The organism is Alcaligenes sp. NLF5-7 (assembly GCF_024266725.1).
GTDB lineage: Bacteria > Pseudomonadota > Gammaproteobacteria > Burkholderiales > Burkholderiaceae_B > Alcaligenes > Alcaligenes phenolicus.
In genome coordinates this window covers 603,675-619,917 of the sequence record NZ_CP100755.1, presented here as the reverse complement: position 1 = coordinate 619,917, position 16,243 = coordinate 603,675, and the positions used below count along the sequence as shown (strand labels likewise).

Sequence of the window (16,243 nt, the reverse complement as noted above, 5' to 3'; positions counted from 1 at the left end):
ACTATGTATGGCGCTTGTTCAGGTATGTGTAAGCATATGGAGCAAGTTATCGCAATCGCAGGAGATTGGCTTTGAACAATTCGTTTTCCAAAGTCGCGATCTGGATGGTTATTGCGCTGGTGCTGTTTACTGTTTTCAAGCAGTTTGACGGCCGGCCACCAGCCACTGATGGCGTCACTTACACACAATTCATGAATGATGCCCGCTCCGGCCGCATCAGCAAGGTGGATATTCAGGGCGATACCCTGCATGTCACGCCGGATTCTGGCCGCAGCTACTCGCTGACGTCCCCCGGTGACCTGTGGATGGTGCCTGAACTGGTGAAATCCGGTGTGCAGGTATCGGGTAAAGCCCGTGAAGAGCCTTCCTTCCTGACCAGCCTGTTCATCTCCTGGTTCCCCATGTTGCTCCTGATTGGCGTGTGGGTGTTCTTCATGCGTCAGATGCAAGGTGGCGGCAAGGGCGGGGCATTCAGCTTCGGTAAATCCCGTGCACGTTTGCTGGACGAGAACTCCAACCCTGTTACCTTTGCGGACGTGGCCGGTTGCGACGAAGCCAAGGAAGACGTACAGGAACTGGTGGACTTTCTGCGCGACCCAAGCCGCTTCCAGCGTCTGGGTGGCCGCATTCCACGCGGTATCCTGATGGTTGGCTCGCCGGGTACAGGTAAGACCCTGTTGGCTCGTGCCATTGCTGGCGAAGCCAAAGTGCCTTTCTTCAGCATTTCCGGTTCCGACTTCGTCGAAATGTTTGTGGGTGTGGGTGCTTCCCGCGTTCGCGACATGTTCGAGACCGCCAAGAAGCAATCGCCTTGCATCATCTTTATCGACGAAATCGACGCCGTGGGCCGCCAGCGTGGCGCAGGCCTTGGCGGTGGTAACGACGAACGTGAACAGACACTGAACCAGTTGCTGGTCGAGATGGACGGTTTTGAAACCGGCCAAGGCGTACTGGTCATTGCTGCAACCAACCGTCCTGACGTACTGGACCCCGCTTTGCTGCGTCCTGGCCGTTTTGACCGTCAAGTGGTTGTTGGCCTGCCTGACATCCGTGGTCGTGAGCAGATTCTGAAAGTGCACATGCGCAAAGTGCCTTTGGCTCCCAACGTGGACGCTGTGGTGCTGGCTCGTGGTACTCCCGGTTTCTCCGGTGCTGATCTGGCCAACCTGGTCAACGAAGCCGCTTTGTTCGCTGCGCGCCGTAATGGTCGCACCGTGGATATGCAGGACTTCGAGCGCGCCAAGGACAAGATCATCATGGGTGCAGAACGTCGCACCATGATCATGCCCGAGGAAGAGCGTCGCAACACCGCTTACCACGAAGCCGGTCACGCCTTGGTAGCTTGCATGCTGCCCAAGACGGACCCGGTTCACAAAGTCACCATCATTCCTCGTGGTCGTGCGTTGGGTGTCACCATGCAGTTGCCGGAAGGCGATCGCTACAGCATGGACAAAGAGCGCCTGTTGAACATGATCGCCGTGCTGTTCGGTGGTCGTATCGCTGAAGAAGTGTTCATGAATCAAATGACCACGGGCGCATCGAACGACTTTGAACGTGCCACGCAAATTGCGCGTGACATCGTGACTCGCTACGGCATGACAGACTCTCTGGGGCCTGTTGTGTACGCCGAGAACGAAGGCGAAGTGTTCCTGGGTCGCAGCGTCACCAAAACCACCCATGTGTCCGAAGCCACCATGCAGAAAGTGGACTTCGAAATCCGCAAGATTATCGACGAACAGTACGCGGTTGCCCGCAAGCTGATCGAAGACAATATGGACAAGATGCATGCCATGGCCAAGGCCTTGCTGGAGTGGGAAACCATTGATGCCGACCAGATCGACGACATCATGAAAGGTTTGCCACCACGGGCTCCACACGTGCCCAACAGCAATGACAACACACCCTCCGATGGCTCCACGCCACCAGCCGCTGGTCCTCGCCCAGCTGATGACAAGGGTGCCGCGGCGACAACGCCGGTTGCTTAACTTACAACATAGGCCATGCCTATTTCATGAATTACCCTGAGTGGTCTTGTGGGCGCTTCCAGTTTGGGCTGGAGCGCCCTTTGGTTATGGGGATTGTGAATGTCACCCCAGACTCCTTTTATGACGGCAATGCACACAATGATTTGCCTCGGGCGCTGGACCACGCCCGTCAATTAATCGCCGAAGGCGCAGACATTCTGGATATTGGTGGCGAGTCGACTCGTCCCGGTGCCGAACCCGTTTCCCTGGAACAAGAGCTTGAGCGTGTCATTCCCCTGATCGAGGGCTTGCGCGACAGCGGTGTGGCCTTGTCGGTGGATACGTTCAAGCCTGAGGTCATGCGCGCCAGCCTGGCGGCCGGTGCAGACATGATCAATGACATCTATGCCTTGCGCATGCCCGGTGCCCTCGAGGCCGTCAAGGACTCCAATTGCGGACTGTGCATCATGCACATGCAAGGTGAGCCCAGGACCATGCAAGAGCAGGTTCACTACGATGATGTGGTCGTTGATGTACGTCATTTTTTGCAACAACGATGTGACGCCATAGTGAGCGCAGGCATTCAATCCGAGCGTATCATGCTGGATCCCGGCTTTGGCTTCGGTAAAACAGCGGCACATAATTATCAGTTGCTACGGGATTTGCAGCAGGCGGCAGTGCCCGGTTACCCCTGGTTGATCGGCTTGTCGCGCAAATCCATGATTGGCCATGTCACGGGGAAACCCGCCAGTGAGCGTTTGATTGGTAGTCTATCGGCAGCCCTTGCCTGCGTGGCACGGGGCGCAAAAATTGTCCGTGTCCATGATGTAGCCGCCACGCGCGAAGCGCTGGATGTGTGGAACGCGGTTGAATGTGGAGTCTCTGAATGAGCGATCGTAAGTATTTCGGCACCGATGGTGTCCGCGGTGAAGTAGGTGGCCCAACGATTAACCCCGAGTTCGCTTTGCGCCTGGGTTACGCTGCCGGGCAGGTTCTGGCTGCCCAGTATGAAGGTACAGGCCGCCCCACCGTGGTGATTGGCAAGGACACCCGAATTTCTGGCTACATGCTGGAATCGGCGCTGGAAGCCGGTTTGTCGGCCGCCGGGATCGATGTATTGCTGGCTGGCCCTGTGCCTACGCCCGCTGTGGCCTATTTGACGCGTACGCTGCGCCTGACGGCCGGTATCGTGATCTCTGCCTCGCACAACCCGTATTACGACAACGGTATCAAGTTCTTTTCCGCACAGGGCACCAAGCTGCCTGACGAGATCGAGCTGAAAATCGAACAAGCCATTGATCAGCCCATGCACTGGGTGAAGTCCGAGTCCCTGGGCCGCGCCCGTCGTCTGGCTGACTCGGCTGGCCGTTATATTGAATTTTGCAAGAGTGCCTTCCCGAACGACTTGAACCTGAACGGGCTCAAGATTGTTGTGGATGCCGCTCATGGCGCGGCTTACAACATCGCTCCGCACGTGTTCCGCGAATTGGGTGCCGAAGTGGTTGCCGTGGGTGTTCAACCTGATGGGTTCAACATCAATCAGGAAGTGGGCGCGACTTATCCCGAGAAGCTGGCCGAAGAAGTACGCAAGCACGGCGCAGATTTGGGGATTGCGTTGGATGGTGACGCAGACCGTCTGCAAATGGTCGATTCCCAGGGACGCATTTACAATGGCGACGAACTATTGTATCTAATTGTTGCTGATCATCTGCAGACCCAGCCTGTAAAAGGTGTGGTCGGCACGCTGATGACCAACCTGGGTTTCGAGAAGAAAATGCAGGAATTGGGCGTGGAGTTTGCTCGAGCCAAAGTGGGCGACCGTTACGTGCTGGAATTGATGCAGCAAAACGGCTGGGTGTTCGGTGGCGAAAGCTCCGGTCACCTGCTGTGCCTGGACTGGCACACCACAGGCGATGGTATTATTGCCGCCCTGCAAGTGCTGACCGCCCTGTGCCATAGCGGCAAGAGCCTGTCAGAACTGATGGAAGGTCTGAAGATGTACCCGCAAATTATGGTTAACGTGCCATTGCAAGCGGGCCAGGACTGGAAAAACCATGCAGGTTTGCAACAGGCAACCCGTGAAGTGGAGCAAATGTTGGGTGACCGTGGGCGAGTGCTTATTCGCGCATCAGGCACAGAACCCAAGCTGCGCTTGATGGTGGAAGCAGAACAAGCCGATCTGGCTCAAGCAGGCATCGATACCTTGCTTGCAGTGGATTTAATGAAATAGTAATGTGGCTATCAAATACCTGAAACATTGTTTGTGCATGATGCACGAAAGTGTTTGGAGTCATCACGATGCTAAATCTTGAGCGCGAACGTACTGAAGTGGATTGGGCGAATACTTGGGCAGGTCATACCGTTGGAGGCCTGGCCTTGCGCCTGGCTCGTACCCAGGCTGAGCTTGAATGTCTTCAGCGCTTGCGTTTTCAGGTTTTCACCCAGGAAATGAACGCCGTCTTTCCAGACCAGCACAATGGTCTGGATATAGACCGCTTCGACCCCTGGTGCGAGCATTTCATGGTTACCGAACCCGAAGAAAACCGGGTTGTAGGAACCTACCGCTTGCTGACCCCTGAAAATGCCAATAAAGCGGGCGGCTATTATTCAGAGTCCGAATTCGATATCAGTGCCCTGGATGCGCTGCGCCCCAGCCTGGTTGAGGTTGGGCGCTCCTGCATCCATCCCGACTACCGTAATGGCTCGGCCATCATGATGCTGTGGGGTGGTATTGCTGCCCTGACGCGTGTAGGTGGTTACCGTTACCTTCTGGGTTGTGCCAGTGTCAGTTTGCGTGATGATGGCGTCACCGCCGCCGAAGTCTGGCGTGTGGCCCAAAAATCCATGCAGGACAACAAGCACATTCCGCATGTGCAGCCCTTGAATCGCTATCCGGTTGAACGACTGAACAGCGATTTGCCAGCGCGCATTCCACCGCTGATCAAAGGCTACCTGAAGCTGGGGGCCACGATTTGTGGGGAGCCTGCCTGGGATCCGGACTTCAATACGGCAGACTTTCCTGTCCTGCTGGATCTGGAAGCCATGGACGAGCGCTATAAACGTCACTTTGGCCTGGTCTGATTCCGTACTGCTCAGGCCTGAACAAGTCGGGCCTGAATAGGGCCTGCGAATAAAAAGAACCCCCGAAAGTTGGATGGCAATCCAACTTTCGGGGGTTTTTTAGGTTCTGATTATCTGCTTGGCTTGGCCCACCTAGCCGCTACAGGTCCAGCAGGCCTTGTCAGACCAGCTCCAGGCTCAGATCATTGATATCGCTTTGCCAAGCCTGTACTTCAGCCAGCAAGGAGGCCTGGGACAGGGGATGGCTGGCCATCCATTCGTGATCCAGATGAATCATGACGGTCTTGCCACGCGCTTGCAGGCTCAGCGGCAGGGTTTCCCTGTCCTCGCGACGGCGCATCAGCATGACGGCCAGACGCAGGCTCAGCAATGTCAGCCACCAGGCGTTATTGGACTCAAAGCGCTTGAGTTTACCCAGCTTGCCCTGGTGGCCCAGGCTCAGGAAGCTCAACAAGGCTTGGTCGTCGTTGGAAAAGCCGGGCATATCGGCATGCTCCAGCACGTAGGCCGTGTGCTTGTGGTAATCCGCGTGTGCAATGCTCAGGCCCACTTCATGAAGATCGGCGGCCCAGCCCAATTGACGCTGCAGTTCCTGCACTTCAGGGGTGTCGGGCAGCTTCAGTTGTGCGAAGAACTTCATCGCCGCCTCGTGCACACGATGGGCCTGGCGTGTGTCGACCTGATAGCGCTTCATCATTTGCTGAACGGTCTGGTCACGCTGATCGTGTTCCGATTCGCGCCCCAGCATGTCGTAGAGCACACCCACACGCAGTGCGCCTTCACCAGGCAGCATCTGGCGAATCTTCAGCTCCTGGAAGGCGGCCATCATAATGGCCAGACCTGCCGCCAGCACGGGCGCGCGGTGAGGCTTGATGCCGCTCAGATTGCGTGTGTCCACCTTGCCATCGTGTACCAGGCGTTTGCGCAGCAACTCCATGCCTTCCAGGGTAATCCCCTTTTTGGACATGCCGTTCTCTTGCAGGATGGCGATCAGGCCCTTGGCGGTTCCGGAGGAGCCATACGCTTCCTGCCAGCCCGTTTTGCGGTATTGGCGCGTAATTCCTTCCAGTTCGCGACGAGCCGTCAGGATCGCATTGCTCATGCGCTCTTCGGTGATCACGCCATCGGAGAAGAATTTGTCGGTATAGCTGACACAGCCCATGTAGAGCGAGGACAGCAGCAGAGGTTTGAGGCCCTTGCCAATAATGACTTCGGTCGAACCGCCGCCGATGTCGATCATCAGACGGCGATTGGGGGAGGGGGGCAGCTCGTTGCTGATTCCGGAGAAAATCAGGCGGGCTTCCTCGTGGCCGGAGATGACCTCGATAGGAAAGCCAAAGGCTGCCTCGGCAGCCGGCAGAACCTCGCTTAAATTGCGTGCCACCCGAAAGGTATTGGTGGCTACAGCGCGAACGCGATTGGGGTGAAAACCGGCCAGACGTTCGTTGAAGCGTTTCAGAATGACTACGGCGCGTTCAATGGCATCGGGACTGATGTATTTGTCGGGACCCATGCCAGCGGCGAGTCGGACGGATTCATTCAGGCGGTCAATGGTGTAGATCTGGGCATGACCGTTGTGCTGAACCACTCGTCCAATGGATAAACGAAAGCTGTTGGAGCCCAGGTCCACAGCGGCAAGAAGTTGTTCCATGAGGCATCGCTCGGGATGATTACTGTGCGATTATAAGGACATTAATCATGGGTTTTGTTACATAAACCGGAAAATTAAGAAAAGTTAGACGAAAGCATCTTGGGAACGGCTACGGGATATTTGCGCTCCTGCCAGGCAGAGCTGTTTTAGACTTGAATTGCTACGGGTCATAGAGCTGTAACATTCATGTAGTAAAAGTCTCACGATCCCATTTTCTTTGGCTTTTTAACGACCTCACCATGCTGCCTTCTCCAGATTCAACCTTGCTAAACCGTGAGTTGTCCTTGCTCAAGTTCAATGAGCGAGTGCTGGCCATGGCCGAAAATTCGACCACGCCTTTGCTGGAGCGCTTGCGCTACATCTGTATCGTGAGTTCTAACCTGGATGAATTCTTTGAAATTCGTATTTCCAGTCTGAAAGAACAGATCTTGCAAAATCCTCATCAAGTGGGGGATGACGGGTTTTTGCCTCAACAAGCGTTTGACAAGGTGCAGGCTGCGGCTCACCAATTGGTCGAGAAGCAAAACGACTTGCTGATGGACGAGGTCTTGCCGACCTTGATGGATGAAGGCATAGGGCTGCTGCTGACCGCGCTATGGACACCTGCTCAGCGTGAGTGGGCGTATCAAACCTTTTTGCGTGACGTTATGCCTTTGCTCACGCCTATTGGTCTGGACCCGGCGCATCCCTTTCCGCGCGTCTACAACAAAAGCCTGAACTACATTGTTGAGCTGAGCGGTGAAGACGCCTTTGCCCGCACCGGCACGATTGCCATTGTGCAGGCACCCCGTGCCTTGCCACGTGTGATTCGTGTGCCAGACGATATCGCCGGCATTCCCCAGGGCTATATGCTGCTGACTTCCCTGATCAGCGTTTTTGTGGGCGAGCTTTTTCCCGGCATGGACGTAAAGGGCTGCTATCAGTGGCGCGTTACCCGTAACAGCGATCTGTTTGTGGACGAGGAAGAAGTTACCAACTTGCGCGCCGCCTTGCAGGGTGAGCTGTCGCAACGTAACTTTGGTGCGGCCGTACGTCTGGAAATTGACCGTTCCATGCCCGAGCGCCTGGAGCGCTTTTTGCAAAGCGAGTTTTCGCTGGATGTGCCAGATACTTATCGCGTCAGCGGCCCGGTCAATCTGACGCGCCTGATGCAGCTGTGTAATGTGCCAGACCGTCCGGATCTTCTGTTCCCGGATTACCGTGCGCCTATTCCGGCGCCGTTTGATTCTTCATTTGAATCCCCCGCACAGTTTTTTGAGGCGATTTCCCGCAAAGACCAACTGCTGCACCATCCGTATCAGTCCTTCCAGCCCGTCTTGAGCTTCTTGCGTGCCGCAGCGGCGGACCCGGCCGTCGTCGGTATCAAGCAGACGATTTACCGTACTGGTGAAGATTCGGAGTTGATGAATATCCTCCTGTCGGCGGCGCGTGCTGGCAAAGAGGTAACGGTGGTGGTGGAGCTGATGGCTCGTTTTGATGAGCAGACCAATATCAATTGGGCCGCCAAGCTGGAAGAGGTGGGAGCACACGTCAGTTACGGGGTGGTGGGGCACAAGACCCACGCCAAGATGGCCCTGGTGCTGCGTCGTGAAGGGGGGGCGATCCGGCGTTATGGCCATTTGGGTACGGGTAACTATCACCCGCGCACTGCTCGCCTGTACACGGACTTTGGCCTGATTACCGCTAATCAGGAAATTTGCGAGGACATGGACAAGGTGTTTTCCATGCTGACCGGGCTGGGTGCCTGGCGGCCCCTGAAGCGCTTGCTGCAGTCGCCGTTCACCTTGCATGACAGCATGATGGATCGCATCCAGGCGGAAACCGAGCGCGCACTGGCAGGCAAGAAAGCCCGCATCATGGCCAAGATGAACTCCCTGCTGGAGCCCAAGATCATTCAGGCGCTTTACGATGCCAGCCAGGCCGGAGTCAGGGTAGACCTGATCGTGCGTGGTGCTTGCGCCTTGCGTCCGGGGGTCAAGGGTTTGTCGGAGAACATCCAGGTGCGTTCAATCATCGGACGCTTTCTGGAGCACTCGCGTGTTTTCTATTTCTACAATGGCGGCCAGGAAGAGGTCTTTATTTCCTCGGCCGACTGGATGGACCGCAACTTCTTCCGTCGTGTGGAGCTGGGTGTGCCGGTGCTGGACCGCAGCCTGAAAAAGCGGGTTATTGCCGAAGCCTTCACTTATGCCTTGCGTGACAACCAGTTGTCCTGGAAGGCCAATCCGGATGGCACTTATAACCGCATCCGCAGTCGCGGTGCCCCGTTCAATCTGCATCTGAGCATGATGCAGCGCTTGGGCGGTGTGTGAAATACAGACTGTCATGAACGTGTCATATAGTCTGTTTACTATGACGACACATACAGGGTGGGCCTGTGATCTGACTATCATCAAGAGGATTTCTCGATGTTAAAACGTGTATTCAACAAGGTAAGTATTGCTCTGGCGTTCAGCGCTTTTGCGGCTACTGCCACAGCTGCAGACGTAACCGGTGCTGGTGCGTCGTTCCCTTACCCAATCTATGCCAAATGGGCGGCTGAATACGCCAAACAAACGAATAACCGCGTCAACTACCAGTCGATTGGTTCGGGTGGTGGTCAGCAGCAGATTATTGCCAAGACCGTGGATTTCGGTGCTTCGGACGACCCAATGAAGGTCGAAACACTGGAAAAAGAAAACCTGTTGCAGTTCCCCGCCGTGATCGGTGGTGTGGTGCCTGTGATCAACGTCGAAGGCATTGAGCCTGGCAAGCTGAAACTGTCCGGTAAAGTACTGGGCGACATCTACCTGGCCAAGATCACCAAGTGGGACGATGCAGCCATCAAGGAACTGAATCCCGATTTGACCTTGCCTAACAAGGACATCGTGGTGGTTCACCGCTCCGACGGTTCGGGCACCACTTTCGGTTGGACCAACTACCTGTCCAAAGTGTCCCCGGACTGGAAGTCCCAGGTTGGTGAAGGCAAGGCTGTGAAGTGGCCTACCGGTCAAGGTGGTAAGGGTAACGAAGGCGTGGCTGCTTACGTACGCCAGCTGCAGAACTCGATCGGCTACGTTGAATACGCTTACGCCAAGCAAAACAAACTGTCCTGGACCCAGTTGCAGAACAAGGACGGCCAATTTGTCCAGCCTGGTCAGGAAAGCTTTGCAGCCGCCGCTGCCAATGCAGACTGGGCCGGTACGCCTGGCATGGGTGTGATTCTGACCGAAGAGCCTGGCGCAAAATCCTGGCCTATCACTTCGGCTACCTTCATCCTGATGCACAAGGTGCAGGACAAGCCCGAGAACGGTAAAGAGGTGCTGAACTTCTTTAACTGGGCCTTCGAGAACGGTGCCAAATCTGCTGAAGAGCTGGATTACGTTGCGTTGCCTAAGGACGTAACCGACCAGATCAAGGCGGCCTGGGCATCGGAGATCAAGACCAAAGACGGCGCTGCGGTCTGGAAGTAAGATTCGTGTTCAAATACAGGTCAGTTGTAAATTGATCCTGCGAGACGGCCCACCTCTAGGTGGTGCCGTCTTTATTATGTAAAAATTACGGTTTTGTCTTGAACGCACAGCGCGTAGCGTTATCCGGTTTGTTGGGCTGGAGCAGCCTTGGCTGTTACAGAATCTGTGAATCGGTTGCAGTGCGTTCGTCCTATTCCGGCCTGTCCCTTCATCTGTCTACATGAAATCAAATCAGAACGCCTTTATGGACGGCATTTTCAAGAACATGACACGCTCGTTTGCGTTTCTCGTGTTCATATTGCTGGCTGCCATCTCTATTTCCCTGATCTATGGAAGCCGGGAATCCATTGCCGAATACGGTTTCTCTTTTCTCTGGACGAATAACTGGGATCCGGTCAATAACGAATATGGTGCATTGGTGCCCATTGCCGGTACCTTGCTGACTTCTTTCATCGCACTCTGTATTGCCGTGCCGGTCTCGTTTGGCATTGCGATGTTCCTGACAGAGCTCTCGCCAGCCTGGTTGCGTCGCCCTCTGGGTACGGCCATTGAAATGCTGGCTGCGATTCCCTCCATTATTTACGGTATGTGGGGCCTGTTTGTCTTTGTGCCCCTGTTCCAGCGCTATGTACAGCCTGGCCTGATCTCCTTTTTTGACGGGGTGCCAGTGCTGGGTCAGATCTTTGCGGGCCCCCCCTTCGGGATTGGTGTCTTTACCGCCGGTCTGATTCTGTCCATTATGGTGATCCCCTTCATTACCGCCGTGATGCGCGACGTGTTCGAGCTGGTGCCTCCCATGCTCAAGGAGTCCGCATACGGTCTGGGCAGCACGACCTGGGAAGTGATGTGGCGTGTGGTGCTGCCTTTCACCAAGAACGGGGTGATTGGCGGGATCATGTTGGGTCTGGGACGTGCGCTGGGTGAAACCATGGCTGTCACCTTTGTGATTGGTAACTCCTTTAACTTGCCAAGCTCGCTGTTTTCGCCCTCGAACTCGATTGCGTCTGCACTGGCCAACGAGTTTAACGAAGCCGGTGGCATGCAGAAATCCGCCTTGCTGGAGCTGGGTCTGATCCTGTTCCTGATCACCACGGTTGTATTGGCGATCTCCAAGTTGCTCTTGTTGCGTCTGGCCAAGAACGAAGGCACGTCGCGCTAAGGATCACCTACCATGTTTGATAAAAAATCCGCAATTAGTCTGAGCAACCCGATTTACAAACGCAGGCAGGTGTTTAACCGCCTGATGCTGGGTGTGTCTTTTACTGCCTTGATCTTCGGCCTGTTCTGGCTGTTCTGGATCATCTGGACCCTGATTGAAAAGGGCAGCAGTGCCATGGCCTGGTCCCTGTTGTTTGAAAGCACCCCGCCTCCTGGTGGTGAGGGTGGTTTGCTGAACGCCATTGTCGGCAGTGTCATGATGGCTGGCGTCGGTACTCTGATCGGCACACCTATCGGCATTCTGGCCGGCACCTATCTGGCCGAATACGGTCAGCGCGGCTGGCTGGCTCCGGCCACCCGCTTTTTGAACGACGTGCTGTTGTCGGCACCGTCCATCATTATTGGTCTGTTCATCTATGCCGTATACGTGGCACAGGTGGGGCACTATTCGGGTTGGGCCGGTTCCTTGGCTTTGGCCATTCTGGTGATCCCCGTGGTGGTACGTTCCACAGACAATATGTTGATGCTGGTTCCCAACGGTCTGCGCGAAGCCGCGGCGGCTCTGGGCTGCCCCAAGTGGAAGATTGTGATGTCCATCTCCTACCGTGCTGCCTTGCCCGGTATCGTGACGGGCGTTCTGCTGGCTGTGGCTCGTATTGCGGGTGAAACGGCTCCCTTGTTGTTCACCGCCTTGAACAACCAGTTCATGTCCCTGAACATGAACGCACCGCTGGCCAACTTGCCGGTGGTGATTTTCCAATATGCTGCCAGCCCCTTTGAGGACTGGAACCGTCTGGCCTGGGCAGGTGCGGTGCTGATTACCTTGCTGGTCTTGGGTATCAATATCCTGGCTCGCAGCCTTTTCCGCCAAAAATAACGTTTTCACGGAGCGCCCTAGTCGGCCAACGCTATGAGTCAAATTATTACCTCCGACGAATCGACCAAGATTGAAATCCGCAACCTGAATTTCTTCTATGGCAAATTCCATGCCCTGCGCAATGTGAACATGTCTATCAAGGAAAAGAAGGTCACGGCCTTTATCGGACCATCCGGTTGCGGTAAATCCACCTTGCTGCGCACGCTGAACCGCATGTACGAGCTGTACCCCGGCCAGCGCGCTGAAGGTGAAATCCTGCTGGACAATGAAAACCTGCTGACGTCCAAGCAGGACATCTCCCTGATCCGCGCCAAAGTGGGCATGGTGTTCCAGAAGCCGACACCATTTCCCATGAGCATTTACGACAACGTGGCCTTTGGCGTGCGTTTGTTCGAGCGCCTGAGCAAAGGCGAAATGGACGAGCGTGTGGAATGGGCCTTGTCCAAAGCTGCGCTGTGGAACGAAGTGAAAGATAAGCTGCACCAAAGCGGTAACGGCCTGTCCGGTGGTCAGCAGCAGCGTCTGTGTATTGCCCGTGGTGTGGCGATCAAACCCGAAGTTCTGCTGCTGGACGAGCCTTGCTCGGCACTGGACCCGATTTCCACGGCCAAGATTGAAGAGCTGATTGCTGAACTGAAAGCGGATTACACCGTGGTTATCGTGACCCACAACATGCAGCAAGCGGCTCGTTGCTCGGATTACACTGCCTATATGTATCTGGGCGAGTTGATGGAATTTGGTGAAACTGACCAGATCTTCGTGAAGCCCGCTCGCAAGGAAACCGAAGACTACATCACGGGTCGTTTCGGTTAATCAGACGGATGCGGGCAGAGCGGCCTTGCGGCGCTTTGCCTGGAGTTTGAATAAAGCCATACCCCCACATCGGGACAGTTGTTCCTGTGTGGCAACCACCCCAATCGCTGGATTTACGTCCAAGGATTGGGGTGTTTTTTTATCCATTGGGGCGGCGTTGGCTCCAGTAAAGGGAGTAGCGACGGCCTTGTGTTGTGCGGGTGCCGCCTGCAGCTTGTGCCTTTACTGGCTCAATTTGCGTAAAGCATGACGTATGACTTTGCCGGTGGTTGTCATGGGCAGGGCATCGACAAACTCAATCAGCCGTGGGTACTCATGTGCAGCCACCCGGCGTTTGATGTGCTCCTGAATCTCCTTGACCAGTTCCTGGGACGGTTCGATATCCTCCTTCAGCACCACAAAAGCTTTCACGACTTCGGTGCGTTCGGGGTCGGGGACACCGATCACTGCCGCCATGGCGACAGCGGGATGCCCCATCAGGCCATCCTCAATCGGGCCGGGCCCAATGCGGTAGCCGGAGCTGGTGATGACATCATCATCGCGGCCTACGAACTGGATATAGCCATCCTCGTCCTGCATGCCTTTGTCGCCGGTCAGCAGCCAGTCACCCACAAATTTCTCGCGAGTGGCTTCAGGCCGTTGCCAGTAACCCAGGAACATAACCGGATCGGGGGACTGCACGGCAATATGGCCTTCGATGCCGGGTTTCTGAATTTGCCCCTGATCATCCACAATCGCGACCTTGTGACCAGGCACGGCCTTGCCGATCTTGCCCGCCTGTCCTGGAAACCAGGCCGAGCAAGAGGACACGATCATATTGCACTCGGTTTGTCCGTAGAACTCGTTGATGGTGATGCCCAGTTCCTGCTTCGCCCAATCCAGCAACTGTACGCCTAGTGACTCCCCGCCACTGGCAATGGATTGCAGCTTCAAAGGCCATTGCTCGCGTGACCATTGGCTGCGACGCAGCATTTTCAGGGCAGTAGGGGGCAGGAAAGTATGCGTGACACCGTGCTCGGACATCAGTTTCCAGGTAGCCTCGGCATCGAATTTGGGGAAGCGGTAGGCCAGCACGGGTATGCCGTGATGCCAGGCCGGTAGCAGCACATCCAGCAGGCCGCCAATCCAGGCCCAGTCGGCGGGTGTCCACATCAGGCCTTCGCCTGTGGGCAGGAAGTTGTGCGACATCTCTACGCCCGGCAGATGCCCCAGCAGCACGCGGTGGGCATGTAGAGCACCTTTGGCCGAACCTGTGGTGCCGGAGGTATAGATCAGCACGGCAGGGTCGTCTGCGCGGGTATTCAATGTGCGCGGTGCCGGTTCGGGGTGGGCGGCAATGGCTTGCCATAAGGAAAGTGCATCGCCCTGATCCTGCTGGCTGTCACTTTGGTAAAGATGTTTGAGCTGTGGCAGGTGCTCGCGCAAGGGCAACACCGTCTCCAGGCCTTGTTGATCGGTAATCAAGGTGCTGGCGCCGGAATCATTCAGCCTGTAGCGCAGCGCGTCCGTGCCAAACAGGGTGAACAAGGGCATGGCAATGGCGCCAATCTTGTAGGTCGCCAAATGCGCCAGCGCCGTTTCCAGTCCTTGAGCCAGAAAGATGGCGATACGGTCGCCAGCCTGAATACCCTGGGCTTGCCAGGCAGCCGCTAAAGAATCGGACCAGGCTTTGAGCTGATCGAAGGTGTAGCGTTTGATCTGACCATCGGGCAATTGCTGGATCAGGGCCAGACGCCCGGACCCGTCAGCCCATTTGTCGCAGGTGTCGTGAGCGATGTTGTAGTGCTCGGGGATGGACCAGTGAAATTCCGAGTAGCTTTGTGAGTAAACCGAATCAGCAGACAGCATGAGAGACACTTTTCCCAAAGTTGAAACAGACTCCCATCCTAACGCCTTGAGCGGGATGACCCTATCCGGGCTAATCAGTAGAAAAGAAAAACGGCGCTGGGGGGGGCGCCGTTTTTCGTCCTGCTACCGACTTCTACTGCTAAAACAACTGCGTGTTGTCACTTCTACTGCTTGCGAACATCAACTGCTTAGGGGAAAGTGATGTGATGATCAGGACTTGGTGGCCTCTTTCGTGGCGCTGTCACGTTGTTGATCGTGACCGGAGCGGTGGCCGCGACGATGCTGACCGTCGTTCTTGCGCTCTACAACCGTGAACTCGCCATTGGCACCTTCGGAACGGACACGTACAACCTTGCCGTCCTTATCGACCACCATGGCCATGATGTTGTCGCCTCGCTGATGCAGGCTGCCCACTTTGGTGTAGCCGGCATCTTTCAGGCGCTGGTAGGCGGGACCGATATCGGTGACTTGATCAGCGGTCAGCGGTTTGTGGTCGCGGGCCTGACGGGCTTGTTGCTGCGTGCTCTGTGTTTGGGCTGCGCTTGTGGCTTCCTGTGCAATGGCAGCGGTGCCACCCAACAGACTTGCGCTCAATACCAGGGCAGAAAAGAGGGAAGTGCGTTTCATGTATAGCTCCTTCATGTAATCAAAAAGTGGTGCTGTCAGATTCCTGGGTAGCTTCCTTTTGAGGTGGGAAGGTTTGTTTGTCCTGTCAGCCTGGTGCCCATTATGGACAGGTGGCTCTGAATCTAAACTGAAGCTGCTGTTCATGTTATGTTCATCCGCAGCTTGCTATATAAGGGGGAGTGATCGTTTGATCCCTCTATTTTTCTGCACGTACCGATTCTTATGACGTCCATTAAACAATCCGCCTTGCTGATGAGTTTGGCCGCCGTTTTGACGGCGGTGATGCCATTGGCATTGGCCCATTCTCACGATTACCCTGACTGCGGCAGCAAAAAGCAGAAGGGGGATTCGTCGTGGGACAGGAATCAGCGTTCGGATTGGTCAGGACATGATTACCTCGGGGACGACGACTGTTTTCGTCGTTTGCCCCCTCCCCCGCCTCCACCCCCGCCTCCCCCTCCTAACGAGCGTTTCGGCCCCAGCCCGTACTGGCCTCCGGGCCCGGCCTATCGGGGCCACGATCAGGCCCGCGAAGCCGTGCGCCGTGGGGAAGCCTTGCCGTTGCGGGAAGTCTTGAAGCGGGTGCGCGAGACCTATCCCGGACGAGTGCTGCGTGTGCAGTTTGAATATGACGAGCGCTTTGAGCTTTGGGTGTATGACTTGCGCATGCTGGTTGATGACAACCGCCTGTTGCGTCTGAAAGTGGATGCCTTGACCGCCAAAGTGCTGCTTGTGCGCGGCGTGAAACGCTCGCATTCCCGAGGACATTAAG

General features: G+C 55.8%; 13 protein-coding genes. 10 read left to right on the top strand and 3 right to left on the bottom strand.

All coding sequences use genetic code 11. From position 1 onward, the window contains the following. Positions 1 to 71 precede the first annotated feature (71 nt). The 4 genes from ftsH to MID00_RS02955 all read left to right on the top strand — a co-directional run bounded on the left by ftsH (position 72) and on the right by MID00_RS02955 (position 5,045). Positions 72 to 1,985, top strand: coding sequence for an ATP-dependent zinc metalloprotease FtsH (gene ftsH, locus MID00_RS02970; protein WP_009463092.1), 1,914 nt, complete (start codon positions 72 to 74; stop codon positions 1,983 to 1,985). A 26-nt stretch (positions 1,986 to 2,011) separates the two neighbouring features. Continuing rightward, entirely contained in the window at positions 2,012 to 2,854 is an 843-nt protein-coding gene (folP, locus tag MID00_RS02965) for a dihydropteroate synthase (protein ID WP_060185653.1), read from the top strand. After that, a complete protein-coding gene (gene glmM, locus MID00_RS02960) occupies positions 2,851 to 4,194 on the top strand; it encodes a phosphoglucosamine mutase (RefSeq protein WP_254499664.1) in 1,344 nt (447 codons plus the stop codon). Before folP ends, glmM begins: the two co-directional genes overlap by 4 nt. A gap of 68 nt (positions 4,195 to 4,262) precedes the next feature. Continuing rightward, positions 4,263 to 5,045, top strand: coding sequence for a GNAT family N-acetyltransferase (locus tag MID00_RS02955; RefSeq protein WP_009463097.1), 783 nt, complete (start codon positions 4,263 to 4,265; stop codon positions 5,043 to 5,045). A gap of 160 nt (positions 5,046 to 5,205) precedes the next feature. Here MID00_RS02955 and MID00_RS02950 read toward each other — a convergent pair whose 3' ends face one another. After that, positions 5,206 to 6,696 carry a Ppx/GppA phosphatase family protein gene (locus MID00_RS02950; protein WP_009463099.1) on the bottom strand — a complete coding sequence of 497 codons (1,491 nt, stop codon included), beginning with the start codon at positions 6,694 to 6,696 and terminating at the stop codon, positions 5,206 to 5,208. Positions 6,697 to 6,935: 239 nt separating this feature from the next. Here MID00_RS02950 and ppk1 point away from each other — a divergent pair, with 239 nt between their 5' ends. The 5 genes from ppk1 to pstB all read left to right on the top strand — a co-directional run bounded on the left by ppk1 (position 6,936) and on the right by pstB (position 12,996). Then, positions 6,936 to 9,008 carry a polyphosphate kinase 1 gene (ppk1, locus tag MID00_RS02945; RefSeq protein ID WP_254499663.1) on the top strand — a complete coding sequence of 691 codons (2,073 nt, stop codon included), beginning with the start codon at positions 6,936 to 6,938 and terminating at the stop codon, positions 9,006 to 9,008. 96 nt (positions 9,009 to 9,104) lie between these two features. Then, positions 9,105 to 10,148, top strand: a complete 1,044-nt coding sequence (gene pstS, locus MID00_RS02940) for a phosphate ABC transporter substrate-binding protein PstS (protein ID WP_022983497.1) — start codon at positions 9,105 to 9,107, stop codon at positions 10,146 to 10,148. A gap of 220 nt (positions 10,149 to 10,368) precedes the next feature. Further along, positions 10,369 to 11,307, top strand: coding sequence for a phosphate ABC transporter permease subunit PstC (gene pstC, locus MID00_RS02935; protein WP_026485253.1), 939 nt, complete (start codon positions 10,369 to 10,371; stop codon positions 11,305 to 11,307). A gap of 12 nt (positions 11,308 to 11,319) precedes the next feature. Further along, complete coding sequence (gene pstA / locus MID00_RS02930) at positions 11,320 to 12,183, top strand: phosphate ABC transporter permease PstA (RefSeq protein ID WP_022983498.1); 864 nt, start codon at positions 11,320 to 11,322, stop codon at positions 12,181 to 12,183. 33 nt (positions 12,184 to 12,216) lie between these two features. Further along, positions 12,217 to 12,996, top strand: a complete 780-nt coding sequence (gene pstB / locus MID00_RS02925) for a phosphate ABC transporter ATP-binding protein PstB (RefSeq protein ID WP_009463840.1) — start codon at positions 12,217 to 12,219, stop codon at positions 12,994 to 12,996. A gap of 222 nt (positions 12,997 to 13,218) precedes the next feature. On the opposite strand, the gene MID00_RS02920 is transcribed toward pstB, so the two are convergent. Further along, positions 13,219 to 14,844: an acyl-CoA synthetase gene (locus tag MID00_RS02920; RefSeq protein WP_035270964.1), complete on the bottom strand. Its 1,626-nt coding sequence runs from the start codon at positions 14,842 to 14,844 to the stop codon at positions 13,219 to 13,221. 210 nt (positions 14,845 to 15,054) lie between these two features. Then, the gene (locus MID00_RS02915) at positions 15,055 to 15,471 is read right to left on the bottom strand and encodes a hypothetical protein (RefSeq protein ID WP_009463842.1); all 417 of its coding nucleotides are present in this window, start codon (positions 15,469 to 15,471) and stop codon (positions 15,055 to 15,057) included. Between the two features lie 222 nt (positions 15,472 to 15,693). Here MID00_RS02915 and MID00_RS02910 point away from each other — a divergent pair, with 222 nt between their 5' ends. After that, positions 15,694 to 16,242 carry a PepSY domain-containing protein gene (locus MID00_RS02910; RefSeq protein ID WP_250756800.1) on the top strand — a complete coding sequence of 183 codons (549 nt, stop codon included), beginning with the start codon at positions 15,694 to 15,696 and terminating at the stop codon, positions 16,240 to 16,242. Position 16,243 lies beyond the last annotated feature (1 nt).

What these genes read in the sequence shown, in the direction of transcription:
- pstA (WP_022983498.1), top strand. Translation starts at nt 11,320, where the DNA reads ATGTTTGATAAAAAATCCGCAATTAGTCTGAGCAACCCGATTTACAAA.
- MID00_RS02950 (WP_009463099.1), bottom strand. Translation starts at nt 6,696, where the DNA reads ATGGAACAACTTCTTGCCGCTGTGGACCTGGGCTCCAACAGCTTTCGT.
- ppk1 (WP_254499663.1), top strand. Translation starts at nt 6,936, where the DNA reads ATGCTGCCTTCTCCAGATTCAACCTTGCTAAACCGTGAGTTGTCCTTG.
- pstC (WP_026485253.1), top strand. Translation starts at nt 10,369, where the DNA reads ATGAAATCAAATCAGAACGCCTTTATGGACGGCATTTTCAAGAACATG.
- MID00_RS02910 (WP_250756800.1), top strand. Translation starts at nt 15,694, where the DNA reads ATGACGTCCATTAAACAATCCGCCTTGCTGATGAGTTTGGCCGCCGTT.
- MID00_RS02920 (WP_035270964.1), bottom strand. Translation starts at nt 14,844, where the DNA reads ATGCTGTCTGCTGATTCGGTTTACTCACAAAGCTACTCGGAATTTCAC.
- MID00_RS02955 (WP_009463097.1), top strand. Translation starts at nt 4,263, where the DNA reads ATGCTAAATCTTGAGCGCGAACGTACTGAAGTGGATTGGGCGAATACT.
- pstB (WP_009463840.1), top strand. Translation starts at nt 12,217, where the DNA reads ATGAGTCAAATTATTACCTCCGACGAATCGACCAAGATTGAAATCCGC.
- MID00_RS02915 (WP_009463842.1), bottom strand. Translation starts at nt 15,471, where the DNA reads ATGAAACGCACTTCCCTCTTTTCTGCCCTGGTATTGAGCGCAAGTCTG.
- glmM (WP_254499664.1), top strand. Translation starts at nt 2,851, where the DNA reads ATGAGCGATCGTAAGTATTTCGGCACCGATGGTGTCCGCGGTGAAGTA.
- pstS (WP_022983497.1), top strand. Translation starts at nt 9,105, where the DNA reads ATGTTAAAACGTGTATTCAACAAGGTAAGTATTGCTCTGGCGTTCAGC.
- folP (WP_060185653.1), top strand. Translation starts at nt 2,012, where the DNA reads ATGAATTACCCTGAGTGGTCTTGTGGGCGCTTCCAGTTTGGGCTGGAG.